This is a genomic window from Mycolicibacterium wolinskyi str. Jessa 2025 (assembly GCF_049241375.1).
Classification (GTDB): Bacteria; Actinomycetota; Actinomycetes; order Mycobacteriales; family Mycobacteriaceae; genus Mycobacterium; species Mycobacterium wolinskyi.
The window spans coordinates 1,874,493-1,900,215 of record NZ_CP185960.1 but is presented as its reverse complement, the minus strand read 5'-3'; the positions used below and the strand labels follow the sequence as shown (position 1 = coordinate 1,900,215).

The window sequence follows — 25,723 nt, the reverse complement described above, 5'->3', positions numbered from 1 at the left end:
CTAATTCTTGGGCCGCTTGCCGGCCGTGACTTCCTCGGGGTACTCGTCGTAGAACGGCACGTACCCCTCGTCGCGGCCGGCAAGGACATACAGCGGATCGGAGACCTCCGATCCGAAACCCTCCTTACGGAGGTCGACCTTCTGGCTCTTGAACGTCGAGGTGTGGGCGAGCTCGCCGACGACGCGCACGAACAGCGGCACCGCGTATGGCGGCAGGTGGTCGTAGAACGCCTTGGCAAGCGCCTTGCCGTCGAACTCCTTGCCCTCCTTGAGCTGCACCGCGGCCATGCCCGCGCGCCCGCCTGCGCCGGGCACCTCGACACCGAATACGGTGCACTCCTCGACCAGCGGACTGCTCGCAACGGCGGCCTCCACCTCGGTGGTGGCGACGTTCTCGCCTTTCCAGCGGAACGTGTCGCCGAGCCGGTCGGCGAACGCGGCGTGGCCGAAACCCTGCGACCGCATCAGGTCGCCGGTGTTGAACCAGACGTCGCCGTCCTTGAAAGCGTTGCGCACCAACTTCTTCTCGGTCGCCGACGAGTCGGTGTAGCCGTCGAACGGCTGCAGCGCATTGACTTTGGACAGCATCAGGCCCGGCTCACCGGATTTCACCTTGCGCAGCCGGCCGTCGGGACCACGCGCCGGCTCACCGCTGTCGGGGTCGTACTCGACGAAGACGACCGGGCTCGGGCAGATGCCGGTCGACTTCGACACGTTGAACACGTTGACGAACGCGGTGTTTCCCTCACTGGCGCCGTAGAACTCACACACGCGGTCGATGCCGAACCGCTCGGTGAACTCGTCCCAGATCGCCGGCCGCAAACCGTTCCCGATGATCACGCGCACGTTGTGCGCGCGGTCGGTCGGCTTCGGCGGCTGGTTGAGCAGGTATCCGCAGATCTCCCCGATGTAGACGAACGCGGTCGCGCCGTAGTCGATCACCTCGTCCCAGAAGCGTGACGCGGAGAACGACTTGCCAAGGGCCAGAGCAGCACCCGAATTCAGCACGGAGCCGACGGACACCGTCAGCGCGTTGTTGTGATAGAGCGGCAGGCAGCAGTACAGGGTGTCGTTGCTGTGCAGCCGCAGCCCGATACCGCCGAACCCGGCCAGCGCGCGCAGCCACCGGTAGTGCGTCATGACACTGGCCTTGGGCATGCCGGTGGTGCCGGACGTGAAGATGTAGAACGCCTTGTCCTTGGCGAGCACGGCCGACGCGCTGGCCGGGTTACCGGTCGGCGCGGTGGCCGCGAGCCGCTGCAGCTCCTCGACCGTCATCAGACCCGTTGTCTCGGCGCCGGATTCGTTGATCGGGTCGACGAGGTCGGATTCCGCGACCATGGCCCTCGCGTTGAGCAGGCCGATGCTGTGCGCCAGCACCTTGCCGCGCTGGTGGTAGTTCAGCATGCCTGCGACCGCACCGCACTTGACGATCGCGAGCATCAACAGCACCGCGTCGGGCGAGTTGCGCAGCATCACCCCCACCACGTCGCCGTGGCCCACACCGCGCGCGGCCAACACAGCGGCATAGCGGTTGACCGTCTCGTTGGCCTGCTTGTAGGTCAGCCGCTCGTCATCGAACTTGATGAAGACCCGGTCGGCGTACTGGGCGGCACGCTCCTGGAAGACCTTGCCGATCGACGTCTTGGTCGTCGGCCTGGCCAGAAAGCCCGTGAGCACTCCACGCAGAATGACCGGAGCGTCCATGATCAGGCTCGGTACCTGGGTGGCGATGTCGAGCAGCCCGACACTGCTCCTGGTGCCCGGTTTCTGGTCGGTCATGCGCTGGGTCCCCCTCCACGCTGTGTGGCCGTCGATGTGGGCAACACCTTAACCACGCGCCACGCTCCGCGTTACCGCCGGTTCTGCCTACGGCGCGCAGGCGTCGAGCGCGGCGTCCACATCGGACACCACCACGAGCCGGTCCAGCGCGCCCGGCGAGACATAGCCGGTATCGGCCAGACCGCGCAGCCACGTCAACAGCCCGTCGTAGTGCCCGAACGGGTCGAGCAGGATCAATGGCTTGTCGTGCATACCCAGGTAGCCGGCCGTCCACGCTTCGAAGAACTCCTCGAGCGTGCCGATGCCACCGGGCAGCGCGATGAACGCGTCGGAGCGGTCCTCCATCTCCTTCTTGCGTTCGCGCATGGTGTCGGTGACGACGAGTTCGGCGGCGTCGACGTCGGCCAGCTCGCGGTGCACGAGCGCCTTGGGAATCACGCCGACGGTGCGGCCGCCCTTGGAACGGGCACCACGGGCCACCGCCCCCATGGCCGAGACGTTGCCGCCACCGGAGACCAGGGTCCAGCCCCGCTCGGCGATTGCCGAACCCACCTGGCCGGCCAATGCGAGCAGTTCAGGGTGCGTCGGGCCGGACGCGCAATACACACACACCGCCCACTGGCGGTCGAATACAGCTGACACTCATCCAACCTAAGGGTTCTGGGTGAACGAGCGATTTCCGGCCGGATGCCATCGAGTCCCCGACTAGATTCGGCAGCATGCCAGTCGATTGGGTGATCGCACCCCACGACCGAGCCCTGGACGGCGTCGAAGCCGGCCTGCGAAAGCGCTCCGGAGCCGTTCTGCTGGGACCGGACGGGGTCGGCAAGACGTTCCTGGCCCGCACCGCCGCGGAATGGATAGGCCCGGACTTCCACCGGGTCGTCTGGGTTTCGGGCACCGAGTCGGGGGCCGCCATTCCGTTCGCAGCGGTCGCGCATCTGATCGACGTCCCGGCGACCGGCAGAACCGCCGATGTGTTGCGCGCCGCCCGGGATTCACTCGGTTCGGACCTGCTCGTGGTGGTCGACGACGCGCATCTGCTCGACCGGCTGTCGGCCGCGCTGGTGTACCAGCTGGCCGTCAGCGGCGCCGCGAAGCTCGTCGTCACCGCCTCGGCCGAACGGCCGGTGCCCGACGAGGTGGCGGCGCTGTGGAACGACGGATTGCTGAGCCGCATCGAAGTGCAGCCCGCGGGACACGATGACGTCCGGCTCGCCGAGCAGGTGTCGGCCTTCATCGCCGATCTCCCGGCCGGTGCCATGCACACGCTGCAATATCTCGCCGTGCACGATCCGCTGCCGCTGTCGGATGTGACGGCGTTGGCGGGCCCGGATGCCGTTGAGCGGGCATGCGAGTCCGGCGCGGTGCGAGTCGACGACGGGATGGTTCACTGCGCGCATCCGCTGTTTCTCGACGCGGTCCGCGCGGTGGTGGGCGGGCCGGGTTTGCGTCGCCTGCGCACCGGACTGGTCGAACGGATGGCCGCCAAGCCGACCGCCGGGGTGGTCGACCGGCTGCGGCTCGCGGTGCTGGCCCTCGACAGCGACGTGGCGTTCCCTGCCGCCGACCTCACCGCGGCGGGCGCCGAGGCGCTACGGCTCGGCGATCTGGAGTTGAGCGAGCGGCTCGGCCGGGCCGCGGTGGCCGCCGACGGCGGTTTCGAGGCGCGGATGACGCTCGCGTACGCGCTGGCTTGGCAGGGCCGCGGGCGGGAGGCCGACGCCGTGCTCGCCGAAGTCGATCCGGCCGCGTTGAGTGAATCGGAGCTGATGGCGTGGGCACTGCCGCGGGCGGCCAACCAGTTCTGGATGCTGTCGGAACCCGAGCGGGCCACCGCGTTTCTTCGGGCCACCAGCAACCGGGTGTCCTCGCCGTGCGCCCGCGTGACCCTGGACGCGCTCTCGGCCACGTTCGCGATGAATTCCGGTGCACCGCAACGCGCGTCGGAGATCGCCGCCGGCGTGCTGGCCTCCCCTGCCGCCGACGACACCGCTATCGGGTGGGCGGCCTCTGCCGCTGCGTTGAGCTGCGCCCGGATCGGCCGGTTCGGTGAGGTCGACGCGATGGCGCAGCGGGCGATCGACGCCGGCCACCCGGGGCTGCTGCGGTTCACGAGTGGGTTCGGTCAGACGACGACGCTCATCCTCGCCGGTGAGTTGGGCCGGGCGCAGGCGCTGGCGCGACAGCTGACCGATTTCGCACAGCTGCTGCAGCCGGGCCGGGCCATCGGCGACGTACTGGTGGCCGATGTGCTGATGGTCCGTGGTGAGCTTGAGGAGGCGGTGACGCTGTTGCGAAGGGCGACAAGCGCTTTGGCGCCGACCGGTTACTCCTGGGGGCCGCTGGCGTGGATGCTGTTGGCGCAGGCACTCGCTCAACGCGGTATGCCGGTGGAGGCGGTGAAGGCGTTGTCACGCGCGGAATCCCGCCACGGCTTGAAGTCGATGCTGTTCGCGCCGGAGCTGTCGTTGGCGCGGGCCTGGACCAGCTTCGCGCGCAAGGATTCCACGGGCGCCATCTCGGCGGCGCGCGATGCCGTCAAAGCGGCCGAACGCGGCGGACAGCAGGCCATCGCGCTACGGGCCCTGCACGACGCGGTCCGGTTGGGCGATGCCCGCGCGGTCGACGGCCTGGCCCGCATCGACATGGACTGTCTCTTCGGAAAACTCACCCGAGACCATGCCCGCGCGTTGGCCGACGGCGACCGTGCCGCGCTTCTGGCGGTGTCTGCGCGCTATCGCGACCATGGGTTCGGGGCTGCCGCCGACGACGCCGCCCGTCAAGCCTCGGCCTGAATTCCTGCGTCGAGCGTTCGCCACCCGGCCATAAGCTTGGTTGGATCGCACAGACTGTGGAGGTGGCAGTGTGAGTGCGCTTGACGGGTTCTACTCGACGTGGAACAAGGCCCGTGAGACCTTTGGACAAGGCACTCCCGACGACGGCTCCCAGTTCGACGGCAGCTCACGCCTCATGCAGATGAAGGCCAGCGTCGATGCCGCCGCACCCGATGACCGCTGGCAAGGCTCCGGATCCCAGGCCTACGCGGCGGCCAACAAAGAACACGCCGCGGTGTACGAGAAACTCGCCGAACTCGACAAGAAGATGGCCGGCGAGGTCAAAAAGGCCGCCGACGTCGTGAATATCGGACGGACCAACCTCGACACCGCCAAAGGCTGGGTAGAGAGCATGGTCAACTCACTGCCCGCCACGTCAGCCCAAGACCGTGAGAACAAGTTGGTGCCCATCGCCAAAGAAGGCATCACCAAAGTCGACAACATCGTCAAGTCGGCGACCGACGACATGACGACCATCAAAGGCAACGTCGACAAACTCAAGGGCGAGTACGACACGCTCACCGAACAGAAATTCGGGCCGGATGGGGACAAGAAACCCGGTGACGCCGACATGCTCACCGATGAAGAGGAGCGGGACGGCGAAGGAGACGAAACCAAGACCGATATGTCGTCGGGCGACATCGAAGCCATCGACAACGCCAACCGGGCACTGCTCGATCAGATGCGGCAGGAATACGAGCAGCTTCCCGACGGGCAGGTCAAGACCGATCGGCTCGCCGACATCGCCGCCATCGAGGAAGCCCTCAAGGTTGACGGCTCGCATCTCGTCTACCTGGAGAAGCCCGCCGATCCCTCGCAGATGATTCCCGCGGCCACGTCCGTCGGTGACCCGTTCAAGGCCGACCACGTGTCGGTGACCGTTCCCGGGGTGGGGAGCACGACCCGCGACGCTGTTGCGGGGATGACGGGTGAGGCCGCCGCGCTTCGCAACGAAGCGATCGAGATCGCCGAACGCGAGGGCGAGAGCACCAACATCGCGACCGTGTCGTGGGTCGGCTACCAACCCCCGCTCAACCTCGGCCAGTCATCGGTACTCAACGATGATCTCGCCCAGGCGGGGGCACCGAAGCTCACCTCGTTCCTGCACGACCTCGACGCCGCCTCCCGAAATCCGGGCCAGACCACCGCCCTGTTCGGACACTCCTACGGCTCGTTGACGTCGGGCATCGCCATGAAGGAAGGCGCCAGCCAGTACCTGGACAACGCTGTCCTGTACGGTTCTCCCGGCTTCCAGGCCGACACCCCGGCAGAACTCGGGATGAACGACGACAACTTCTTCGTGATGTCCGCGCCAGACGACCCGATCAATACGATCGGGGCACTCGCGCCGCTGCACGGGTGGGGGTCGGACCCGAACGACATCATCCGAGAAGGCGACGGACACCTTCGGTATCGGTTCGAGCACCTGGAAACCGCTGCCGGCAACACACCTATCGCGGACTATGAATCCAAGACCGGAGCGTCCGGACACTCGGAGTATCCCCAAAACGCAGGAGATCGAATGACTGGCTACAACCTGGCGGCAATCCTGCTCGACCGCCCGGATCTCACCGTGAAGGCAACACCGCCGGAAGGACGCCTGACATGGTGAGCCGGCGGCGGGCTCGATCAGCGCGGCGTCACGCGATCGCGCTGACTTTTCTGGTGTCCACATCCATGGTGATAGGCGGCTGTTCCATGACGGAGAATCCATACGAGTCCAAGACCGTCAAGGGTGAGGAAGCGGTCAAGCTCATCGACAGCATGCGCGAAAAGGGCTCGTACGAGCAGGCCCGCGAGCGCCTCAACGCCACCGCGAAAGTCATCGCCGAACGCATCGTTGCCGCTGTCCCCGGCCAGACGTGGAAGTTCAGCGACGACCCCAACGTCCAGCAGGTGAAGGCGAGCGGACTGCCGTGCGAGAAACTCACCGGCGATATCGCAAAACGTCCGATGTCCGACTCCGTCAAATTCGGCAGGACGTTCAGCACCGAAGAGTTCGCCGTTGCGAACGACGTCGTTCGCGAAGAAGCCGCCCAATACGGTGCGACCGGGGAATCATCGCTGTTCAACGAGCAGGCCAAGCGCGACTTCGACATACAGGGCAACGGCTACGAATTCAACCTCGGCCAATCCAAGTTCGCCACGCTCAACATCACCGGAGACTGCTTTCTCCTGCAGAGCGTCGTGGATCTGCCACCCGGCCAGCTACCGCCCGAATAACGCAGGAACTTCCGCACGGCACCCACCCGTACCGACCGTAAAATCCTTAGCTAGACCGCATGAGCTCGACGCATGACAAGGGGCTTCGATGAACCAGTTCGTCGCCAACACCGGCGCCATGAACACCTGGCAGCAGCAGCTGACCGATCTCAGCACTGACGTCGGCAACTTCATCAACAGCGCCCCGGGCGTCTCCACGGTCCTCAACAGCCACGGCACGATCGGCCATCCGATGCAGACCGCGTTCGACGCAGCGCAATCGGCGCGGGGCAGTGCCATGGGTGCGACGCAGTCCGCGTCTGCCAAGATCTCCGATCTGCTCCGGCAGGCTGCCCAGGCCTATGAACGTGGTGACATGGCCTCGGCCGACAAGCTCAAGGCGCAGGCCCAGCAGATGGAGGGCGCCGCCGGTGCGCCGAGTGCGGCCGGAGGCGCGCCGAGCGCAGGTGGCCACGACGGCGGCGCCCAGTCCGCCGGCCAGATGATGGGCCAGTTCGGCCAGATTGCCGGCCAGATGATGCAAGGCGTCACCCAGCCGCTGCAGGGTATGGCCCAGGCTCTCGGCCAGATGCCGCAGCAGGTGTTCCAGGGTGTTCAGGGCATTGTGCAGACCGCCACGCAAGGCGCCGCCGGAGCGGGCGGCGGCGCCGCGGCGGCGGCGGCACAGGGCGCCAATGCCGGTGCGGCCCAAGCGGGCGAAGCACCGGCAGGAGCGGCACCGGCCGGGGCCGGAGCCCCGGAGACCGGTGAGAAGGCTCCCGTGCAGTCGGGCATCATGAGCGAAGAGCGCATGCGCGAACTGCAGGGCGAGCGTGAGGAGATGCAGCGCATGGACCACGCCCCGGTGGGTCAGGAGCGCCCGGGCATCAACCCGGTCAACCTGTAACCGTCAACTCGCCGCCCTCGAGGCGCCACGAACGGTCGATGCCGATCATGTCCAGGAATCGTTCGTCGTGGCTGACGACGATGAACGCGCCTCGATAAGCGTTGAGCGCCGATTCCAGCTGCCCGACACTGACCAGGTCGAGGTTGTTGGTCGGTTCGTCGAGCAGCAGCAGCTGTGGCGCCGGCTCGGCGTAGAGCACGCAGGCCAGCGTCGCCCGCAGCCGCTCGCCGCCGGACAGCACCTTGACCGGCAGGTGGATGCGATCGCCCCGGAAGAGGAACTGCGCCAACAGATGCATCCTGCGGGTGTGCGACAGGCTCGGGGCCGCGGCAGCCAGACTCTCGGCGACCGTCCGCTCCGGATCGAGCAGGTCCAACCGTTGCGACAGGTAGGCGATTCGCCCGTCGGCACGCTGCACCGTCCCGGAATCCGGCTCCAGTTGCCCGTCGATGATCCGCAGTAGCGTCGACTTCCCGGCACCGTTGGCGCCGGTCAGCGCAATCCGCTCCGGGCCACGTACGGAGACGTCGATTCCCGTGTCGGCGAACAACTTCCGACCGCCACGGGCGATCTGCAATCCTTCGCCCACGAACAAGGTCCGGCCGGCGGGCACGACGGTGTCGGGCAGGTCGAGCACGATGACCTTGTCGTCGCGCAACGCGCGTTCGGCGTCGTCGAGCCGCGACCGCGCATCGTCCACCCGCCGCGAATGCACGTCGTCGGCCCGTCCCGCCGACTCCTGCGCATCGCGTTTGAGCTTGCCCGCAATGATTTTCGGCAACCCGGCGTCCTTGATATTTCGCGCGGCATTGCTCGCCCGCCGCGCCGCCCGCTCGCGCGCCTCCTGCATCTGGCGCTTCTCGCGCTTGAGCTGCTGTTCGGCGTTGCGGATGTTGCTCTCGGCCACCCGCTGACCGGCCTCCACGATCTCCTGGTACGCGGTGAAATTCCCGCCGTAGAACATGATTTCACCGCGATACAGCTCGGCGATCTGATCCATCCGGTCCAGCAGCACGCGGTCGTGACTGACCAGCAGCAGACACCCGGCATAGTCGTCGAGAGCTGCGTAAAGACGTTGCCGCGCATCCAGATCCAGGTTGTTGGTCGGCTCGTCGAGCAGCAGCACATCGGGCCGCTTCAGCAGTTGCGCCGCAAGACCCAACGACACCACCTCCCCACCGGACAGCGTTCCCAACGTCCGGTCGAGCTCGAGCTTTTCGAGGCCGAGCCGATCCAACTGGGCACGTGACCGCTCCTCGATGTCCCAATCATCGCCGATGATCGTGAAGATCTCCTCGCTCGCGTCACCGGCGGCCAGCGCCGCGAGCGCATCGAGCACCGGCGCCACGCCGAGCACGGCAGACACCGTGAGGTCAGCGACGAAAGGCAAGGTCTGCGGCAGGTAGCCAACGGTTCCGTTCACGGTCACCGAACCGGCCGTCGGTTTGAGCTCGCCGGCAATCAACTTGAGCAGCGTGCTCTTTCCGGCGCCGTTGGGTGCGACGAGTCCGGTGCGGCCAGGGCCGACGGTGAACGACAGCTCCGAGAACAACTCGGTGTCATCGGGCCACGAGAACGACAGATTCGAACAGACAATAGACATGCTGGAACTCCAAAGAGTCTGCGGCATACGGCCGCAGTGAGGACAGGACGACAGAATCGGCTCGCGGGTATTACCCGGAGATCTCGTCGTCTCCCAGCATGTTTTCGGCCCACCTCGGTCGACAGCAGTTGCAATCACCCATGATAGCCACGGGTGCAACCGATTATCCGGTCACGAATAGCCGCGCAACCGATTCAGTTCTCGCCGTTCGCGTTTCGTGGGCCGCCGGCGCCCCGGTCGCGCACCGGTACGGCGGCCAGTATCTCCTTGGGCGGGGGTGGCGGGCTGCGGTCGATCAGGCATTCGGCGGCGATCGCCGCCCCGACTCGTTTGGCGATCGGCCGCACCACCTCGACGATCCGTTCGCGGCCGTCCAACCGGACCCGCACCTCGTCACCGGGGCTGACGTGCTGTGCCGGCTTGGCCGCGACGTCGTTGACGCGAACATGACCACCCCGGCAGGCCGCTGCTGCCGCGGAGCGGGTCTTGGTGATCCGCACGGCCCAGATCCAGCTGTCGACGCGAACGCTGCTCACCTGTTCAACGGTAGCCCGGTCAGCTCGTCAGATAGCCGCGCAGCATGCCGGTCGCGGCGGTGATCGCCTCGACCGGCACGCGCTCGTCGACGCGGTGCGCGAGGTTGGGATCGCCGGGCCCGTAGTTGACCGCCGGGATCCCCAGGGCGGCGAAGCGCGCGACGTCGGTCCAGCCGTATTTGGCACGCACCTGGCCGCCTGCGGCGGCGATCAGTGCGGCCGCGGCGGGCTTCGACAGCCCGGGCAGCGCCCCGGCCGCGGCGTCGGTGAGTTCGATGGTCACATCGAGCCCGTCGAGCACCTCGTGCACGTGAGCCACGGCCTGGTCGATGCTGCGGTCCGGTGCGAACCGGAAGTTCACCGTGACGGCCGCGGCGTCGGGAATGACGTTGCCTGCGACGCCGCCGTCGATACGGACCGCCGACAGGCCCTCGCGGTACACGCACCCGTCGATGTCGACCGAACGCGCCTGGTAGGCCGACAACCGGTCGAGAACGGCACCGAGTTTGTGGATCGCGTTGTCGCCGAGCCACGATCGCGCGGAGTGTGCCCGCGTCCCGGCGGCCCGGACGACGACGCGGATGGTCCCCTGGCAACCTGCCTCGATGTAGCCGCCGGACGGCTCACCCAGGATCGCGACGTCGGCGACGAGCCAGTCGGGTAGCTCGCGCTCGATGCGGCCGAGGCCGTTGGCGCTCGATTCGATCTCCTCGCAGTCGTACATCACGAGCGTGATGTCGTGCGACGGCTCGGCGATCGTGGCCGCGAGATGCAGGAACACCGCGTCACCGGACTTCATGTCCGATGTGCCGCAGCCGTACATCTCCCCGTCGACGACGCGGCTGGGCAAATTGTCGGCCGCGGGCACCGTGTCGATGTGACCGGCCAGCATCACGCGCGACGGCCGGCCCAGATTCGTGCGGGCGAGCACGGCGTCGCCATTGCGGATCACCTCGAACGCCGGGGCCTGCGCGCGCAGTGCCGCCTCGATCTCGTCGGCGATGCGCTGTTCGTGTCGCGACTCGCTGGGGATGTCGACAAGCGCCGCGGTCAGTGCGATCGGATCGGCGCGCAGGTCTAGCCCCATGGACACCGAGGCTAGTCCAGTAGCGTGTAGCTCCGTGACTGCAGCATCTGGCGTCGGCCTGGCCACCATCGCCGCCGACGGAACCGTCCTGGACACCTGGTTTCCCGCCCCCGAGCTGAGCGCGGACGCTCCGGCCGGAACGGTCCGGCTCAGCGGCGATGACGTGCCCGCCGAGTTCGCCGGCCTCACCGGTAAGGATGAGGACCGCAACGTCGAGGTCGTGGCGGTGCGCACGACGATCGCCGACTTAGGCGACAAGCCGGCCGACACCCATGATGCCTACCTGCGGCTGCACCTGCTGTCACACCGCCTCATCGCGCCGCACGGCGCCAACATGGACGGCATCTTCGGGGTCCTGGCCAATGTGGTGTGGACGAACTTCGGTCCGTGCGCGGTCGACGGGTTCGAGACCACTCGCGCCCGGCTGCGGCGTCGCGGCGCGGTCGCGGTGTACGGGATCGACAAGTTCCCGCGCATGGTCGACTACGTGACGCCGACGGGCGTGCGCATCGCCGACGCCGACCGGGTTCGGCTGGGCGCGCACCTGGCCTCGGGCACCACGGTCATGCACGAGGGCTTCGTGAACTTCAACGCCGGAACCCTGGGCACGTCGATGGTCGAGGGTCGTATCTCGGCCGGTGTCGTGGTCGATGACGGCTCCGACATCGGCGGCGGCGCGTCGATCATGGGCACGTTGTCGGGCGGCGGCACCGAGGTCATCTCGGTGGGCAAGCGCTGCCTGCTCGGCGCCAACGCGGGTCTCGGTATCTCGCTCGGCGACGACTGCGTCGTCGAAGCCGGCCTCTACGTGACCGGCGGGACCAAGGTGACCACCGCAGACGGTCAGACGACGAAGGCCAAGGACCTGTCGGGCGCAAGCAACCTGCTGTTCCGCCGCAACTCGCTTTCGGGTGCGGTCGAGGTCGTCAAGCGGGACGGCACCGGCATCACCCTCAACGAGGCCCTGCACGCGAACTGACTCATGGCCGGTGAGGCAGAATCGGGCGGGTGACATACCCGCCGAGGGGCGATCAACCGTGGAACCGACCCGGCAGCGCGCCTTCGCCGTTCGACGACGCCACCATCCAGTTCGCGCGTAGCGCCCTGCCGTCGCCCGAGCCACCGGCACCGCCCAACCGCCGCGGGCTCAAGATCCTGGTGAGCGCTGCCGTCGTCCTGGTCCTGGTCGTGGCCGGTCTCGGGGCGGCCGAGTGGTATGCGCGCGACCGCGCCAAGAGCATCATCGCCGCGACGCTGCAATGCCTGATGGGCGATACGTCCACGGTGCAACTCGCGTCGATGCCGCCGTTCCTGTGGCAGCACTTCACCGGGGACTACACCGCCATCGACATCCAGACCGCCGGTAAGCAGATCCGCGAGGCCAAGGGCATGCGGTTCGACATCGCCATCCGGAATCTGCGGCTCGAAGACGGTCCGGGTAGCGCCGGGACGATGGGCTCGTTGGACGCCGACGTGACCTGGCCGGCCGACGGCATCAAAGAGTCGATCCAATCGGCGATCCCGGTGCTCGGTCAGTTGGTCACCGACGTGACGAGCAATCCCGACGACGGCACCCTCGAGCTCAACAGCGTGCTGGCCAGCGTGACCGTGAAACCGGAGGTCAGCGCGAAAGGCGGTCTCGCGTTGCAGATCGTCGACGCCACCGGGCCGGGGATGGGCGCGATCAGCGACTTGCAGCCGATGCTCGACGACTTCCTGGCGAGCCAGACCGACAACTTCCCGCTCGGCGTGCACGCCGACAGCGTGGCCGTGGAGAAAAACGGTGTGGTGGCGCATTTTTCGACCGAGAACGCCGCCCTTCCGGCCGGCGGGGAAGACGACTGCTTCGCGGGCTGACGATCCCTATCGCACGGCGAAGTCGACGCCGACGAGCCGTTCGGACACGTCCCACAGGCGGGCGGCCTCCGCAGCATCGCGGGCGGGCTTGTAGACGTCCTGTTCGGCAGGTGAGCCCGCCAGATGCCGAAACCCGCTCGGGCCGTAGAACTTGCCGCCCTGCGCGTGGGGGCTGGTGGCGGCATACAGGGCAGGCAGCATGCCCTCGTCGACGGATTTGTTGACCAACCCGAGCCGGGCCATCAGCCGGACCACGCGGACCTGAAGCGTGTCGCGGCTGCGACCCATCTGCGGTTGGGCGGCCAGCAGGTTGGTCGGCGTCACGCCGGGGTGTGAGACATTGCTGGTGATGCCCCATCCGGCGCGCTCGCTGCGGCGGTCGAGCTCAATGCCGAACATCAGGTTGGCGATCTTGGACTGGCTGTAGGCCTTGCCCTGCGAGTAGGACTTCTCGAAGTTCAGATCGTCCCAGTTGATGGCGTTCCGTTCCGCGGCGACACTCGACTGCGTCGTCACCCGCGCCCGGCCCGCCCTCAGCACGGGCAGCAGGCGCGCGGTGAGCGCAAAGTGCCCGAGATGGTTGGTCCCCCACTGCAGTTCGAAACCGTCGGCGGTGGTTTGCCGATTCGGCGGGCTCATCACGCCGGCGTTGTTGATCAGCAGGTGCACCGGCCGGCCCTCGTCGACAAGCTCACCGGCAAGGTCGGCGACCGACTGCAACGACGACAGATCCAGGCGCCGGATGCCGACCCGGGCGTTGGGCACCGCGGCACCGATACGGGCGACGGCGTCACGACCCTTGTCGGTGTTGCGCACCGGCAGAATGACCTCGGCACCGGCCGCCGCCAACCGCCCTGCGAGCCCGAAACCGATGCCGTCGCTGCCACCCGTGATCACGGCCAGTTTGCCGCTCAGGTCCGGCACGTCCACTTCTGCATTGCGCGGCATCACGTTCTCCTCGGTGCGTCGTCAGGTCTGTGATTCCAAGCTGCCAGTGTCCTGGGAACACATTCAGGGGCGGGTTATCCACTGATCGCCGATCCCCCGATGGCCGGGCCCTTCCGCAGGAACGTGGCCTCATCGACCATCGAGTCGTGACATCCGCTGATGGCGATCTCTCCGACGTGGCCGATCTGTTGCGTGCGCGCCGGCGAGTATTGCAGCCAGAAGACGTCGGTCTCCCGCGCGGCAGGCGCCGACGCACGCCTGGTTTGCGTCGCGACGAGGTCGCCGCACTGTGTTCGGTGTCGTCCGCCTATTACGGCAGGCTGGAACGGCGCTGTGGTCCGCGTCCGTCGCCGGCCATGCTGGCGAGCATCGCGCGCGGCCTCCGATTCAACCGAGCCGACCGCGACCGATTGTTCAGTGCGGCGGGCTACGACCTTGCCGGAGAGGTTCTGGGCACGGCGCATGTGGACCCCGGTGCCATGCATGTACTCGGCCGATTGGCCGACACACCGGCGATCGCCGTCGACGCGATGGGCGAGGTTCTGCACCAGACACCTTCGGCAAAGGTGCTTTTCGGCGAGTTGACCGGTTTCAGCGGGTGGTCGCGAAGTGGTTACTACCGGTGGTTCACCGACCCCGGCGAACGGCTGCGCCACGAGGTGACCGAGCACTCGACGATCGGTGACGAGATCGTAGCCGATCTACGCCGGAGTCTGATGGACCGTGAAAACGCCTGCCCGGCCTCAGATCTCGTGAAGCTCCTGTTGCGCCGCAGCGACGAATTCGCCGAGATCTGGCGGCGTGCACCACTCGTGGACGCGGTCCGGATCAACCGTCAGTGTCGAATCGTTCATCCCGCACTCGGTGTGATCCAACTGCAGCGCGAGGTGTTGTTCGACACCGACCGCAACCGGCGCGTCGTGATCTATCTGGCCGTGCCGGGCTCGGAAAGCCATACCAAGATCAAACTCTCGACGGTCATCGGCCACCACCGATTCTTCGACGGGTGAACCTCACTGGCTCACCCGCGCATCGGCGTGCAGATCGCGCAGGTAGGACTGCGGGTCGGCGCCCAACGCGGTGAGTTTGGCGTGGCTGGGCGTCCCGGGCTCGGCCGTGAACACCAACAGCGTGTGCATCTGCACGGCATCGTGGAGGATCTGGCACTGCACCTCAAGCACGCCGAGTTTCGGATGCACGATGCGTTTGGCCAGTTCGGGAGCATGTCCGACGTCGTGGCGCTTCCACAGTTCGGCGAACTCTGCGCTGCGACTCAACAGATCGTCGACGATCTGGGCGGCACGCGATCCGGCCCCGTCGCGCGCATAGGCCATCCTGGCGCCGGCGGCGTACGACAGCCCGATGGCGGCGCGATCCTCGACCGGGTACAGCTCGCGGGACGCCTCGTCGGTGAACCACCGGTACACCACGCTGCGCGCGAAGCCTTGGTAGGTGGTTTCTTCACCCAGCAGAGCGCGCGCCGGGGGTGTCTGCACCAACGTCTCGCCCAACGCCGACATCACCTGAGCCGGTGTGTCCTGCAAGCGATCAAGAATCCGCATCGTGGCCGGGCTGACATGCTCACCGGTGGGAATCCGGGCCGGGGCGTTGTGCCCGGCCAGGCGGAACAGGTGATCACGTTCGTCCAGTGACAACCGCAGCGCCCGCGCCAAGGAGGCCAACACCTCCGTCGACGGCTGCGGAGCCCGCCGCTGCTCCATGCGGCAGTAGTAGTCCGTCGAGATCAGCGCGAGTGCCGCGACCTCTTCACGGCGCAACCCGGCGGTTCGCCGGCGCGGGCCCGCGGGCAACCCCACGTCCTCGGGAGTGAGCGCTTCCCGCCGGGTGCGCAGGAAGTCGGCCAGCTGTCCCTGATCCATCAGCCCATTGTCACCGCGCACCAGGCCGCCGGCCAGGGATCACCAGACCCCCGATCAGTCGGCGGCCAGCACACAGAACTCGTTGCCCTCGGGGTCGGCCAGCACCACCCAGGTCTGTTCGCCCTGGCCGATGTCGACATGCCGGGCACCGAGGCCGATCAGCCGGTCCACCTCGGCCTGCTGATCGTCCGGCGTGAAGTCGAGGTGCAGGCGGTTCTTGACCACCTTGTCGTCCGGTACCGCGAGAAACAGCCAAATGGGGCCGGCACCCGGCGGCGGGGTCAGCACCACGTCACCGTCGGAGTCGGTGTGCTTCGGCCAGCCGAGCGCCTGTGCCCACCAGGCGCCCAGTGCCTCGGGGTCGCGAGCATCGATGCAGATCTCGGAGAACCTCAACCCCATTGCGCGAGCTCCTTTTTCAGCACCTTGCCCATCGCATTGCGGGGCAAGGCGTCCACGAGCCGCACTTCACGCGGCCGCTTGTGCACTGAAAGTTGCTGTGCGACATAGTCGATCAGGGCGGCCGGTTCGGCATCGCCGACGACGAACGCGACGATGCGCTGACCGAGATCATCGTCGGCGACGCCCACGACGGCGACCTCGCGGACACCGGGATGGCCGAGCAACACCGTTTCGATCTCCCCGGCGCCGATGCGGTAACCACCGGATTTGATCAGATCGACCGACTCCCGGCCGACGATGCGGTGCATGCCGTCCCCGTCGATCACCGCGACATCGCCCGTGCGGTACCACCCGTCGACGTCGAATGCCTCGGCGGTGGCGTCGGGTCGATTGAGGTAGCCGTCGAACACCATGGGCCCCTTGATCTGCAGCCGCCCAATGGTTTCCCCGTCGTGTGGCACCGGAGCTCCGTCGTCGTCGACCAGGCGCGTCTGTACGCCGGCCACCGGCAGTCCGACCCAACCCGGCCTGCGCTCACCGTCGACGAACGTGCTCAAGGTGATGAGCGACTCGGTGCTGCCATAGCGTTCCACCGGAGGCTTGCCGGTGAGCTTGGTCAATTGCTCGAACACCGGCACCGGCAGCGGCGCGCTGCCCGACACGAGCAGACGTGCCGAGGACAGGGCCAGCGCCGCGTCGAGGTCGTTGACCACACGCGACCAGACGGTCGGCACACCGAAATACAGCGAGCCCTGCGCCTCGGCATAGGCGGCGGGTGAGGGTTTTCCGGTGTGTACGAAGCGGTTTCCGATCCGCAGTGAGCCGAGCAGCCCCAGCACCAGACCGTGGACGTGGAAGAGGGGCAGCCCGTGCACCAAGGTGTCGTCGGCCGTCCACTGCCAGGCCGTGGCCAGCGCGTCGATGTCCGCGGCGATCGCCCGCCGGCTGATGGGCACCCCTTTGGGCGGTCCGGTGGTGCCCGAGGTGTACATGATGATCGCAGTCGCATCCGGCGCCGGCTCCTGATAGCGGTGCCAGGACCGTGCGTGCAGCCGGACCGGAATGTGCGGCAGCCCTTCTGTTTCCTCGGGCCGCTCCCCCAGCCAGGCTTGGGCGCCCGAGTCCGTCAGGATGTGACGCCGTTCGGTCGCTCCCACGTCGGCGGGTACCGGCACGACGGGCACACCGGCGATCAAGCATCCGGTGATCGCCAGCACGGTGGTCGCGGTCGGTGTCGCCAGGACGGCGACCCGTCGGGCGGCGGCAACCCGTTCGGCGACCGACGTGGCGGCGCCGACGATATCGCTGCGGCTCAGCACCGCACCGTCGATGCGGATCGCATCGCCGATATCGGCGCCGGCAGCGATTGCCGCGGGGTTCAAGGAGGCCAGCAACACGCATGTGAGGCTACTCCGCCGGGATAATGGAACGATGGGAGTAATCCGGCAGGTCTCTACGCGTGAGGTGTACCGGAACAACTGGTTGACGCTGCGGGAGGACGACATCGTGCGCCCCGACGGCAGCACCGGGGTCTACGCGGTGGTGGACAAACCGACCTATGCACTCGTGATTCCGTGTGATGGTGACCGATTTCACCTTGTCGAGCAGTTCCGGTATCCGCTGGGACTGCGGCGCTGGGAGTTCCCGCAGGGCACCGCACCCGAACAGCAGCACCTCGAACCGGCCGAACTGGCTGAGCGTGAGCTTCGCGAGGAGACGGGGCTGCGTGCGGCCAGTGTGGTGCGGCTCGGCCAGCTCGACGTCGCGCCGGGGATGAGTAGCCAGCGGGGTTGGGTGTTCCTGGCGACGGGCCTCACCGAAGGCGAACACGAACGCGAACATGAAGAGCAGGACATGCACAGCGAGTGGTTCACCCGGGCCGAGGTCGAGCGCATGATTCGCGACGGCGGTATCACCGACGCGCAGAGTATCGCGGCGTGGGCGATGTTCTTACTTCACCGGAGCTGACGAGCGCACGCGGATCGTGTTCGGGGGCAGACCCTTTCAGCCGCGCTCGGCCAACGCACGCAGGAAGAACGTGAGGTTGGCCGGGCGTTCGGCGAGCCGGCGCACGAAGTAGCCGTACCACTCGTACCCGAACGGCACATACACCCGTACGTGGTTGCCCGCATCGGCCAACCGCCGCTGCTCGGCATCGCGGATGTTGTAGAGCATCTGGTATTCGAAATCGTCCACCCCACGGCCGAACTCGCGGGCCAGGCCTGGCACTGCGTCGATGATCACCGGATCGTGCGAGGCCACCATCGGATAACCGCGGCCGCCCATGAGCGTCTTCAGGCACCGCAGGTAGGAGTCGGTGACCTCGGCGCCGTCGCGGTAGGCCACCGAGGCGGGCTCGTCGTAGGCGCCCTTGCACAGGCGAATGCGGGCACCCGCGGCGGCGAACTCCTCGCAATCTGCCTGTGTGCGCTTGAGATAGGCTTGCAGAACGGTTCCCAGCCAGTCGAACTCGGTACGCAGGTCCCGCACGATCGACAGTGTGGAATCGGTCGTGGAGTGATCCTCGGCGTCGACGGTCACCCACGCGCCGACGTCGCGCGCCTTGGCGCAGATGGTGTGCGCATTCTCCAGCGCGATCTTCTCGCCGTCGCGCGGCAGTGCCTGACCGAGCGCCGACAGCTTGAGCGACACCTCCAGCGGGCGGACCGGCGTCACGGTTTCGGCCCGCCGCTGCAGTCCGTCGAGCAACGCCAGGTAGGCACGGACCGTCTGCTCGGCATCCTCGCTGCTCGTGGTGTCCTCGCCGAGGTAGTCGATCGTGACGAGGCGTCCCGAACCACGCAGCACCGCAACGGCGTCGAGAGCATCGGGGATGGTCTCGCCGGCGACGAACCGGTCCACCACCTTACGCGTCACCGGCAGCCGTTCGGCGGTCCGGCGCAGGCGCTGCGAGCGGGACGCAGCCAAGATCGCCGGTCGCGCGACGCGATCGAAGACGCCCATCTCAGGCCTCCATGTGGGGGTAGGTGTGGTTGGTCGGCGGCACGAAGGTCTCCTTGATGGACCGCGCCGAGGTCCAGCGCAACAGGTTGAGTGCCGAGCCCGCTTTGTCGTTGGTGCCGGATGCCCGCGAGCCACCGAACGGCTGTTGGCCGACGACGGCACCGGTGGGCTTGTCGTTGATGTAGAAATTGCCAGCGGCATAACGCAACCGATCCTGCGCCTGCAGGACGGCGTGGCGGTCGTCGGCGATCACCGCGCCGGTCAGCCCGTAGCGTGCCCCGGTGTCGACAACGTCGAGAATCTTGTCGTAGTCGGAGTCGGGATAGACATGGACGGCCAGGATGGGTCCGAAGTATTCGGTGCAGAACGCGTCGTCGGTCGGATCGTCGGACAACAGCACGGTAGGCCGTACGAAATAGCCTTCGCTGTCGTCATATTCGCCGCCTGCCGCGATGGTGACCCCGGCCGCGCTCTTCGCCCGCTCGATTGCCTTGACGTTCTTGGCGAATGCCCGCTCGTCGATCACCGCGCCGCCGTAGTTGGTCAGGTCGGTGACATCGCCGTACGTCAGTTCCGATGTGGCCGAGAGGAAGTCGTCGCCCATCTCGTGCCACACCGACCGCGGGATGAAGGCGCGTGAGGCTGCTGAGCACTTCTGGCCCTGGTAGTCGAACGCGCCGCGGATCAACGCCGTACGCAACACATCGGGCTGCGCCGATGCGTGCGCCAGCACGAAGTCCTTGCCACCGGTCTCCCCGACGAGCCGCGGATAGGTGTGGTAGCGGTCGATGTTGGCGCCGACCTCGCGCCACAGGTGCTGGAACGTCGCGGTGGAACCGGTGAAGTGGATGCCGGTGAGGCGCGGATCGGCAAGGGCCACTTCGGAAACCGCGATCCCGTCGCCGGTGAGCAGGTTGATCACACCGGGTGGCAGTCCCGCGGCCTCCAGCAGCTGCATGGTCAGGTAGGCCGCGAAGGTCTGGGTGGGAGACGGCTTCCACACGACGGTGTTGCCCATCAGTGCGGGTGCGGTGGGCAGGTTGCCGGCGATCGCGGTGAAGTTGAACGGCGTGATCGCGTAGACGAAACCCTCCAGCGGCCGGTGGTCGGTGCGGTTCCAGACGCCTGGGCTGCTGATCGGCTGCTGGGCCAGGATCTGACGGGCGAATGCGACGTTGAAACGCCAGAAGTCGATCAGCTCGCATGGCGCGTCGATCTCGGCCTGGTAAGCGGTTTTGGACTGCCCGAGCATCGTGGCCGCGGCGATCTTCTCCCGCCACGGGCCCGACAGGAGATCGGCGGCGCGCAGGAACACCGCGGCACGCTCGTCGAAGGGCAGCGCGGCCCACTCGGGCTTGGCGGCGAGCGCGGCATCGATGGCCGCCGACGCGTCGGCGTGCTCGGCGTTGGTCAAGGTGCCGAGGCGAGCCGAATGACGGTGGGGCTGGACGACGTCGATGCGAGCGCCGCCGCCCATCCGGTGGTCGCCGCCGATGACGTGCGGCAGGTCGATCGGTGCATCTTGGAGTTCGGACAGGGCCGCGGTGAGCCGGGCGCGCTCACCCGAGCCCGGGGCGTAGTTGTGGACCGGCTCGTTCGCCGGCATCGGCACGTCGGTGATGGCATCCATACCCCTAAGAATCCCTGACGTGATCCAAGTAACTCTTGTTCGATCGGACAACAGTGTCAATGTCCATCGGTAGAATCGGACAACATGCGGGCCACCGGTGTCAGCCTCGGCCAACTGCTGTTGGCGCTGGATGCCACGCTGGTCCAGCTCGTGCAGGCCCCGCGCGGGCTCGATCTGGCGGTGGCGTCGGCGGCGCTCATCGACTCCGACGACGTGCGGCTCGGCCTGGCGCCCGCCGCGGGATCGGCCGATCTGTTCTTCCTGCTCGGCATTCCGGAGAACGACGCGCTGGATTGGGTCGACCATCAGACCGCGCGGCGACCGCCGGCGGCGATCTTCATCAAAGAGCCGTCACCGGCCGTGGTGGCCCGCGCGGCGGCCGCGGGCACCGCGGTGGTTGCCGTGGACCCGCGGGCGCGCTGGGAGCGCCTCTACCGGCTGGTCAACCACGTCTTCGACCATCACGGTGACCGTGCGCTGCACGATTCCGGAACCGACCTGTTCGGGCTGGCCCAGTCGATCGCCGACCGTACGCACGGCATGGTGAGCATCGAAGACGCACAGTCGCACGTGCTGGCGTATTCGGCTTCCAACGACGAGGCCGACGAATTGCGGCGGCTGTCGATCCTGGGCCGCGCCGGGCCGTCGGAGCACCTCGCGTGGATAGCCCAGTGGGGCATCTTCGATGCGCTGCGCGCCAAACCCGAGGTGGTGCGTGTCGCCGAGCGGCCCGAGTTGGGGTTGCGGCCGCGGTTGGCGATCGGGATCTTCCAGCCGGCCGCCGACGAGCGCCGAGCGCCCGCGTTCGCCGGCACGATCTGGGTGCAGCAGGGCAGCCGCCCGCTGGCCGAGGACGCCGACGACGTCCTGCGCGGCGCGGCCGTGCTCGCCGCACGCATCATGGCCCGGTTGGCCGCCACCCCGTCGACTCATGCGCTCCGGGTGCAGGAGTTGCTCGGGCTGCGAGATGACGACGATCCCGTCGACATCGAGTTCGTCGCCCGTGAACTCGGCATCCCGGTCGACGGCCGGGCGGCGCTGATCGGATTCGACGGCGGTTCGGCGAGCGCCCGCCTGGCCGACGTACTCTCGTTGAGCGCCAGCGCTTTTCGTCACGACGCCCAGGTGGCATCGGTTCGCACGCGGGTCTACGTACTGTTCCCCAGCACCGGAAAACCGGCCGCGGTGACCTCGTGGATCCGCGGGACCGTGGCCGCGCTACGCACCGAGCTCGGACTCGAAGTGCACGCCGTCATCGCCGCACCCGTGACCGGTCTGGCCGGTGCGGCCGCTGCCCGTGCCGAGGTGGACCGCGTGCTGGACAGCGCCGAACGCCACCCCGGTGCGATCGGCCAGGTCACGTCACTGGCCGAGGCGCGCACCACCGTGTTGCTCGACGAAATCGTCACCGCGATCGCCGCCGACGACCGGCTGATCGATCCACGGGTGCGCGCGCTGCGGGCCGACGAACCCGTGCTCGCCGAGACCCTGCGCGCGTATCTGGACAGTTTCGGCGACATCGCCGCGGCCGCGCACTGGCTGCACGTTCACCCCAACACCGTCCGCTATCGGGTCCGCCGCCTCGAGCAGCTGTTGGGCACGCCGATGACCGATCCCGATGTGCGGCTGCTACTTTCGCTGAGCTTGCGGGCGACGGCGTGAGACCCGCCGAACCCTGTCAACCGTTCGACTGACACGACGATCAGCCACCAGGTCGTCGCGGGCATCGTGCAGCGGCGCACACGATGAACGCATGACCACGACACTGTCGGCACGAGAATCCGAGAACCTCTATCTCGCCGGTAACTACGCACCGGTCCACCAGGAAACGACGGCCCTGGACTTGGCCGTCACCGGCACGATTCCCGACTATCTCGACGGGCGTTACCTTCGCAACGGCCCCAATGCGGTGGGCGATCCCGACCCGGCGCGCTATCACCTGTTTCTCGGTGACGGGATGGTGCACGGGCTTCGGCTGCGTGACGGCAAGGCGCAGTGGTATCGCAACCGCTGGGTACGTTCGGCCGACGTGGCCCGCGCGCTCGGCGAGCGTTGGCCCGGCGGCGCGCGGCGCGCCGGTTTCGACTTCGCGGCCAACACCAACGTCATCGGGCATGCGGGTCGCACGCTGGCCCTCACCGAGGCCGGTGTCCGGCCCTACGAACTCGACGACGAGCTGGAAACCGTTGGGGGTTCGGACTTCTGCGGGACGTTGATGGCGGGTTATACCGCCCATCCCAAACGCGACCCGAAGACCAGTGAGCTGCACGCGGTGTCCTACCACCCCATGCGCGGCAACCTGGTGCAGTACACCGTCACCGATGTGGACGGCAAGGTGCGCCGGGCCGTCGACATCCCGCTGCGTGCCCAGACGATGATGCACGACTTCTCGCTGACCGAGCACTACGTCGTGCTCTACGACCTGCCGGTGGCCCTTGACTTCTCCGGTCAGATGACCACCCGGCCGGCCAAGGCCGCTGCCCGGTGGCTCAGCCGGTTCGCCGCCCGCCACGCCGCTCCCGATTTCGTGGTGCGCACCGTCATTCGGGGCTCCGAAAACGGTGGCACCTCGGCGCTCGGCGCGTTTCCGTACCGCTGGGCCCCCGAGCGGCAGGCCCGCGTCGGTGTATTGCCCAGGGCCGGTACGGCAGCCGACATCCGGTGGTTCGAGGTGAATCCCTGCTACGTGTTCCACCCGCTGAACTCCTATGACGAATCCGGGCCGGAAGGTGAGCGGATCGTGCTCGACGTGGTGCGCCACGAGTCGGTGTTCGCCCCCGAGGAACAGTTCACCAACACCCGCACGCTCGACCGCTGGACGGTGGACCTCACGACCGGCAAGGTTCGCGAGGAGCGGCTCGACGACACGGCCCAGGAGTTCCCGCGGGTCGACGAACGCCGCGTCGGTCTTCGGCATCGGTTCGGCTACGCCGTCGGCTATGCCCCGCAGGCACCGGGAATCACTGCGCCCGAGACGATTCTGCGCCACGACCTGGCCACCGGCGCCAGCGAACCCGTGTCGTTCGGGCCGGGGCGCGAACCGGGCGAGTTCGTGTTCGTCCCGTCGAGCCCTGATGCCGCCGAGAATGACGGCGTGCTGATGGGGTTCGTCTACGACCGCGCCTCGGACCGCAGCGATCTGGTTCTGCTCGACGGGCAGACGCTGCAGACGGTCGCCACCGTGCACATCCCGGTCCGCGTGCCACACGGCTTTCACGGCAACTGGGTGGACAGCTGAGCGCTAGCATCGGCAGGATGACGGCGCCCAAGGCCCGCGGCAGCGAGTGGCATTGGCTGTGGAAGGCCTATGTCGCGGGCCTGCTGGTCGTCGCCATGGTCGCGGTGGTCTTGCTGCAGGGCCGGTTCGGTGGCCATGTGGTGCTGGCCGTGGCTGCGCTGGCGGCGATCCTGGTGATCATCGCGGCCGTCGGCGACCAGATCATCCGCAGCGACGAGACCACTTGGCGCACAGTCCTCTTCATCGTCGTCGTGGTGGCGTTGTGGGTGCTCGCGATGTGGGCGTCGCCCGTTGCGGTCGCCGCGATACCCGCGCTGTACCCGCTGTTCTTCGCGACGCTGCCGCTCGCGGCCGCGCTCGCCGTCACCACCGTCGTGAATCTGGTCCCGTTGTCACTGACGCTACTCGGTGACATCCGCTCCCCCAATCTCCCACTGGCCATTGCGATCACCGCCATCGGCGTGGTGAGCGCACCCGTCATCGGCACGGTGATCATGACCTCGATGAAGCAGCGCAGGATGCTCGCGGACGTGGTGTCCGAACTCGCCGCGAGCCGCGCCGAATCCGCACGGCTGTCCCGGCTGGCCGGCGCCGCCGCCGAACGCGAGCGCCTGTCCCGCGAGATCCACGACACGCTCGCACAAGGGTTCACCAGCATCGTCGCGCTCGCACAGGCCGTGCAGGTCGAGCTGGAGACCGATCGCGCCGCCGCCGTCGACCACGTCGAACTCATCGAGTCCACGGCCCGCGAGAACCTCGCCGAGGCCCGGATCATGGTCGCCGACCTCACGCCGGCCGCCCTCGGTGACGACTCGCTGCCCGCTGCGATCCGCAGGCAATGCCGGCGGCTGACCGCCGAAACCGGCATACCGGTGACGGTGCACGTCGACGAGCAGCTGCCCGCGCTCGGCATGGCCACCGACGTCGTCCTGCTGCGGGCCGCACAGGAGGCACTGGCCAACATCCGTCAGCACGCCCACGCCAGCGCAGTCGAGGTGACGCTGCGCGCCGAGGCCGATTCGGTGCGGTTGACGTTGTCGGACAACGGGATCGGGCTTCCCCATGACCACCATGACGGTTTCGGATTGCAGGGTATTCGCGCGCGCGTCGGCCAGGCGGGCGGCACGGTGGATGTGTCATCGCATCCCGGCGTGCGCATCGACATCGAGGTTCCGGCATGACGACCACAGTGCTGCTGGTCGACGATCATCCGGTGGTCCGGGAAGGGCTGCGCGGCATGATCGACGCCGAGGACGATCTCGAGGTCATCGGCGAGGCGGCCTCGGGCGCCGAAGCGATCACGATGGCCGAATCCCTGCGCCCGGACGTGGTTCTCATGGATCTGCGGATGCCCGGTGTCGACGGGGTCGCTGCGACCGAACGCATCCTGGCCTCCTCGGTGTCGACTCGCGTCGTCGTCGTCACCACATACGAATCCGACGCCGACATCCTGCGCGCCGTCGAGGCCGGCGCGGCAGGCTATCTGCTCAAAGACGCCTCACGCGCACAGTTGGCGGCCGCGGTGCGTGATGCCGCGGCAGGCAAGACCGTGCTGGCACCGTCGGTCGCGAGCCGACTGTTCGGCCTCATGCGCGCGCCCGCGTCGTTGTCGACGCGCGAGGTCGAGGTGCTCGCGTTGGTTGCAAAGGGCAAGACCAACGCCGACATCGGCCGCGAACTCCACATCAGCGAGGCCACGGTGAAGACCCATCTGCTGCGCGCGTTCAACAAGCTCGACGTCTCGGACCGCACCGCGGCGGTCACGACTGCGATGTCGCTCGGGCTCCTGCCGTAGTTCTCCCGCGAGCAGACGCCGCGGTACCCCGGAAAGCGCCTTCCAGGGAACTTTC

22 protein-coding genes and 1 pseudogene are annotated in these 25,723 nt (G+C 67.6%); 12 read left to right on the top strand and 11 right to left on the bottom strand.

Features of this window, described 5'->3' with window-relative positions:
- Positions 1 to 1,782, bottom strand: coding sequence for a long-chain-acyl-CoA synthetase FadD6 (gene fadD6 / locus ACOI2T_RS09515; protein ID WP_409503151.1), 1,782 nt, complete (start codon positions 1,780 to 1,782; stop codon positions 1 to 3).
- An 87-nt stretch (positions 1,783 to 1,869) separates the two neighbouring features.
- Entirely contained in the window at positions 1,870 to 2,424 is a 555-nt protein-coding gene (locus tag ACOI2T_RS09510; RefSeq protein ID WP_085145824.1) for a cytokinin riboside 5'-monophosphate phosphoribohydrolase, read from the bottom strand.
- Between the two features lie 77 nt (positions 2,425 to 2,501).
- Here ACOI2T_RS09510 and ACOI2T_RS09505 point away from each other — a divergent pair, with 77 nt between their 5' ends.
- The 4 genes from ACOI2T_RS09505 to ACOI2T_RS09490 all read left to right on the top strand — a co-directional run bounded on the left by ACOI2T_RS09505 (position 2,502) and on the right by ACOI2T_RS09490 (position 7,728).
- Positions 2,502 to 4,580, top strand: coding sequence for an AAA family ATPase (locus ACOI2T_RS09505; RefSeq protein WP_409503152.1), 2,079 nt, complete (start codon positions 2,502 to 2,504; stop codon positions 4,578 to 4,580).
- Positions 4,581 to 4,650: 70 nt separating this feature from the next.
- Entirely contained in the window at positions 4,651 to 6,231 is a 1,581-nt protein-coding gene (locus ACOI2T_RS09500; RefSeq protein WP_409503153.1) for an alpha/beta hydrolase, read from the top strand.
- Positions 6,225 to 6,842, top strand: coding sequence for an LppA family lipoprotein (locus ACOI2T_RS09495; protein WP_067850797.1), 618 nt, complete (start codon positions 6,225 to 6,227; stop codon positions 6,840 to 6,842). Before ACOI2T_RS09500 ends, ACOI2T_RS09495 begins: the two co-directional genes overlap by 7 nt.
- Before the next feature lie 88 nt (positions 6,843 to 6,930).
- Positions 6,931 to 7,728, top strand: a complete 798-nt coding sequence (locus ACOI2T_RS09490) for an ESX-1 secretion-associated protein (protein WP_409503154.1) — start codon at positions 6,931 to 6,933, stop codon at positions 7,726 to 7,728.
- Here the strand turns inward: ACOI2T_RS09490 and ACOI2T_RS09485 are convergent.
- The 3 genes and pseudogenes from ACOI2T_RS09485 to dapE form a co-directional block, all read right to left on the bottom strand.
- Complete coding sequence (locus ACOI2T_RS09485; protein WP_409503155.1) at positions 7,718 to 9,331, bottom strand: ABC-F family ATP-binding cassette domain-containing protein; 1,614 nt, start codon at positions 9,329 to 9,331, stop codon at positions 7,718 to 7,720. The two genes, ACOI2T_RS09490 and ACOI2T_RS09485, sit on opposite strands and share 11 nt — an antisense overlap.
- 171 nt (positions 9,332 to 9,502) lie before the next feature.
- A pseudogene (locus tag ACOI2T_RS09480) lies at positions 9,503 to 9,867 on the bottom strand (RNA-binding S4 domain-containing protein).
- 19 nt (positions 9,868 to 9,886) lie between these two features.
- The gene (gene dapE / locus ACOI2T_RS09475) at positions 9,887 to 10,954 is read right to left on the bottom strand and encodes a succinyl-diaminopimelate desuccinylase (protein ID WP_409503156.1); all 1,068 of its coding nucleotides are present in this window, start codon (positions 10,952 to 10,954) and stop codon (positions 9,887 to 9,889) included.
- A 34-nt stretch (positions 10,955 to 10,988) separates the two neighbouring features.
- On the opposite strand from dapE, the gene dapD reads away from it, so the two are divergent.
- Together dapD and ACOI2T_RS09465 are read left to right on the top strand one after the other, a co-directional pair.
- The gene (gene dapD, locus ACOI2T_RS09470) at positions 10,989 to 11,933 is read left to right on the top strand and encodes a 2,3,4,5-tetrahydropyridine-2,6-dicarboxylate N-succinyltransferase (RefSeq protein ID WP_409503157.1); all 945 of its coding nucleotides are present in this window, start codon (positions 10,989 to 10,991) and stop codon (positions 11,931 to 11,933) included.
- A gap of 29 nt (positions 11,934 to 11,962) precedes the next feature.
- Positions 11,963 to 12,811 (top strand): LmeA family phospholipid-binding protein, encoded by an 849-nt coding sequence (locus ACOI2T_RS09465; RefSeq protein WP_409503158.1) that lies wholly within the window; start codon positions 11,963 to 11,965, stop codon positions 12,809 to 12,811.
- A gap of 6 nt (positions 12,812 to 12,817) precedes the next feature.
- Here ACOI2T_RS09465 and ACOI2T_RS09460 read toward each other — a convergent pair whose 3' ends face one another.
- On the bottom strand, positions 12,818 to 13,759 hold the full coding sequence (locus ACOI2T_RS09460; protein ID WP_409503159.1) for an SDR family oxidoreductase: 942 nt from the start codon (positions 13,757 to 13,759) through the stop codon (positions 12,818 to 12,820).
- A gap of 146 nt (positions 13,760 to 13,905) precedes the next feature.
- Between ACOI2T_RS09460 and ACOI2T_RS09455 the strand changes: the two genes are divergently transcribed.
- On the top strand, positions 13,906 to 14,769 hold the full coding sequence (locus tag ACOI2T_RS09455) for a helix-turn-helix transcriptional regulator (protein WP_409503160.1): 864 nt from the start codon (positions 13,906 to 13,908) through the stop codon (positions 14,767 to 14,769).
- Positions 14,770 to 14,772: 3 nt separating this feature from the next.
- On the opposite strand, the gene ACOI2T_RS09450 is transcribed toward ACOI2T_RS09455, so the two are convergent.
- Genes ACOI2T_RS09450 through ACOI2T_RS09440 form a run of 3 tightly spaced genes read right to left on the bottom strand, consistent with a single transcriptional unit; the run spans position 14,773 to position 17,438 of the window.
- A complete protein-coding gene (locus tag ACOI2T_RS09450; RefSeq protein ID WP_409503161.1) occupies positions 14,773 to 15,639 on the bottom strand; it encodes a helix-turn-helix transcriptional regulator in 867 nt (288 codons plus the stop codon).
- 54 nt (positions 15,640 to 15,693) lie between these two features.
- A complete protein-coding gene (locus ACOI2T_RS09445) occupies positions 15,694 to 16,041 on the bottom strand; it encodes a VOC family protein (protein ID WP_409503162.1) in 348 nt (115 codons plus the stop codon).
- On the bottom strand, positions 16,032 to 17,438 hold the full coding sequence (locus ACOI2T_RS09440; RefSeq protein ID WP_409503163.1) for an acyl-CoA synthetase: 1,407 nt from the start codon (positions 17,436 to 17,438) through the stop codon (positions 16,032 to 16,034). Before ACOI2T_RS09440 ends, ACOI2T_RS09445 begins: the two co-directional genes overlap by 10 nt.
- A gap of 34 nt (positions 17,439 to 17,472) precedes the next feature.
- On the opposite strand from ACOI2T_RS09440, the gene ACOI2T_RS09435 reads away from it, so the two are divergent.
- On the top strand, positions 17,473 to 18,009 hold the full coding sequence (locus ACOI2T_RS09435) for an NUDIX domain-containing protein (protein WP_409503164.1): 537 nt from the start codon (positions 17,473 to 17,475) through the stop codon (positions 18,007 to 18,009).
- A 36-nt stretch (positions 18,010 to 18,045) separates the two neighbouring features.
- Here ACOI2T_RS09435 and ACOI2T_RS09430 read toward each other — a convergent pair whose 3' ends face one another.
- Complete coding sequence (locus ACOI2T_RS09430) at positions 18,046 to 19,005, bottom strand: proline dehydrogenase family protein (protein ID WP_409503165.1); 960 nt, start codon at positions 19,003 to 19,005, stop codon at positions 18,046 to 18,048.
- A 1-nt stretch (position 19,006) separates the two neighbouring features.
- The gene (pruA, locus tag ACOI2T_RS09425) at positions 19,007 to 20,635 is read right to left on the bottom strand and encodes an L-glutamate gamma-semialdehyde dehydrogenase (RefSeq protein ID WP_409503166.1); all 1,629 of its coding nucleotides are present in this window, start codon (positions 20,633 to 20,635) and stop codon (positions 19,007 to 19,009) included.
- Positions 20,636 to 20,719: 84 nt separating this feature from the next.
- Between pruA and ACOI2T_RS09420 the strand changes: the two genes are divergently transcribed.
- The 4 genes from ACOI2T_RS09420 (at position 20,720) to ACOI2T_RS09405 (ending at position 25,668) form a co-directional block, all read left to right on the top strand.
- Positions 20,720 to 22,297: a PucR family transcriptional regulator gene (locus ACOI2T_RS09420; protein ID WP_409503167.1), complete on the top strand. Its 1,578-nt coding sequence runs from the start codon at positions 20,720 to 20,722 to the stop codon at positions 22,295 to 22,297.
- Positions 22,298 to 22,388: 91 nt separating this feature from the next.
- On the top strand, positions 22,389 to 23,873 hold the full coding sequence (locus ACOI2T_RS09415) for a carotenoid oxygenase family protein (RefSeq protein WP_409503168.1): 1,485 nt from the start codon (positions 22,389 to 22,391) through the stop codon (positions 23,871 to 23,873).
- 17 nt (positions 23,874 to 23,890) lie between these two features.
- Positions 23,891 to 25,054: a sensor histidine kinase gene (locus ACOI2T_RS09410; RefSeq protein WP_409503169.1), complete on the top strand. Its 1,164-nt coding sequence runs from the start codon at positions 23,891 to 23,893 to the stop codon at positions 25,052 to 25,054.
- A complete protein-coding gene (locus tag ACOI2T_RS09405) occupies positions 25,051 to 25,668 on the top strand; it encodes a response regulator transcription factor (RefSeq protein ID WP_409503170.1) in 618 nt (205 codons plus the stop codon). The genes ACOI2T_RS09410 and ACOI2T_RS09405 overlap by 4 nt, the downstream gene beginning before the upstream one ends.
- The last annotated feature ends 55 nt before the right edge of the window (positions 25,669 to 25,723 follow it).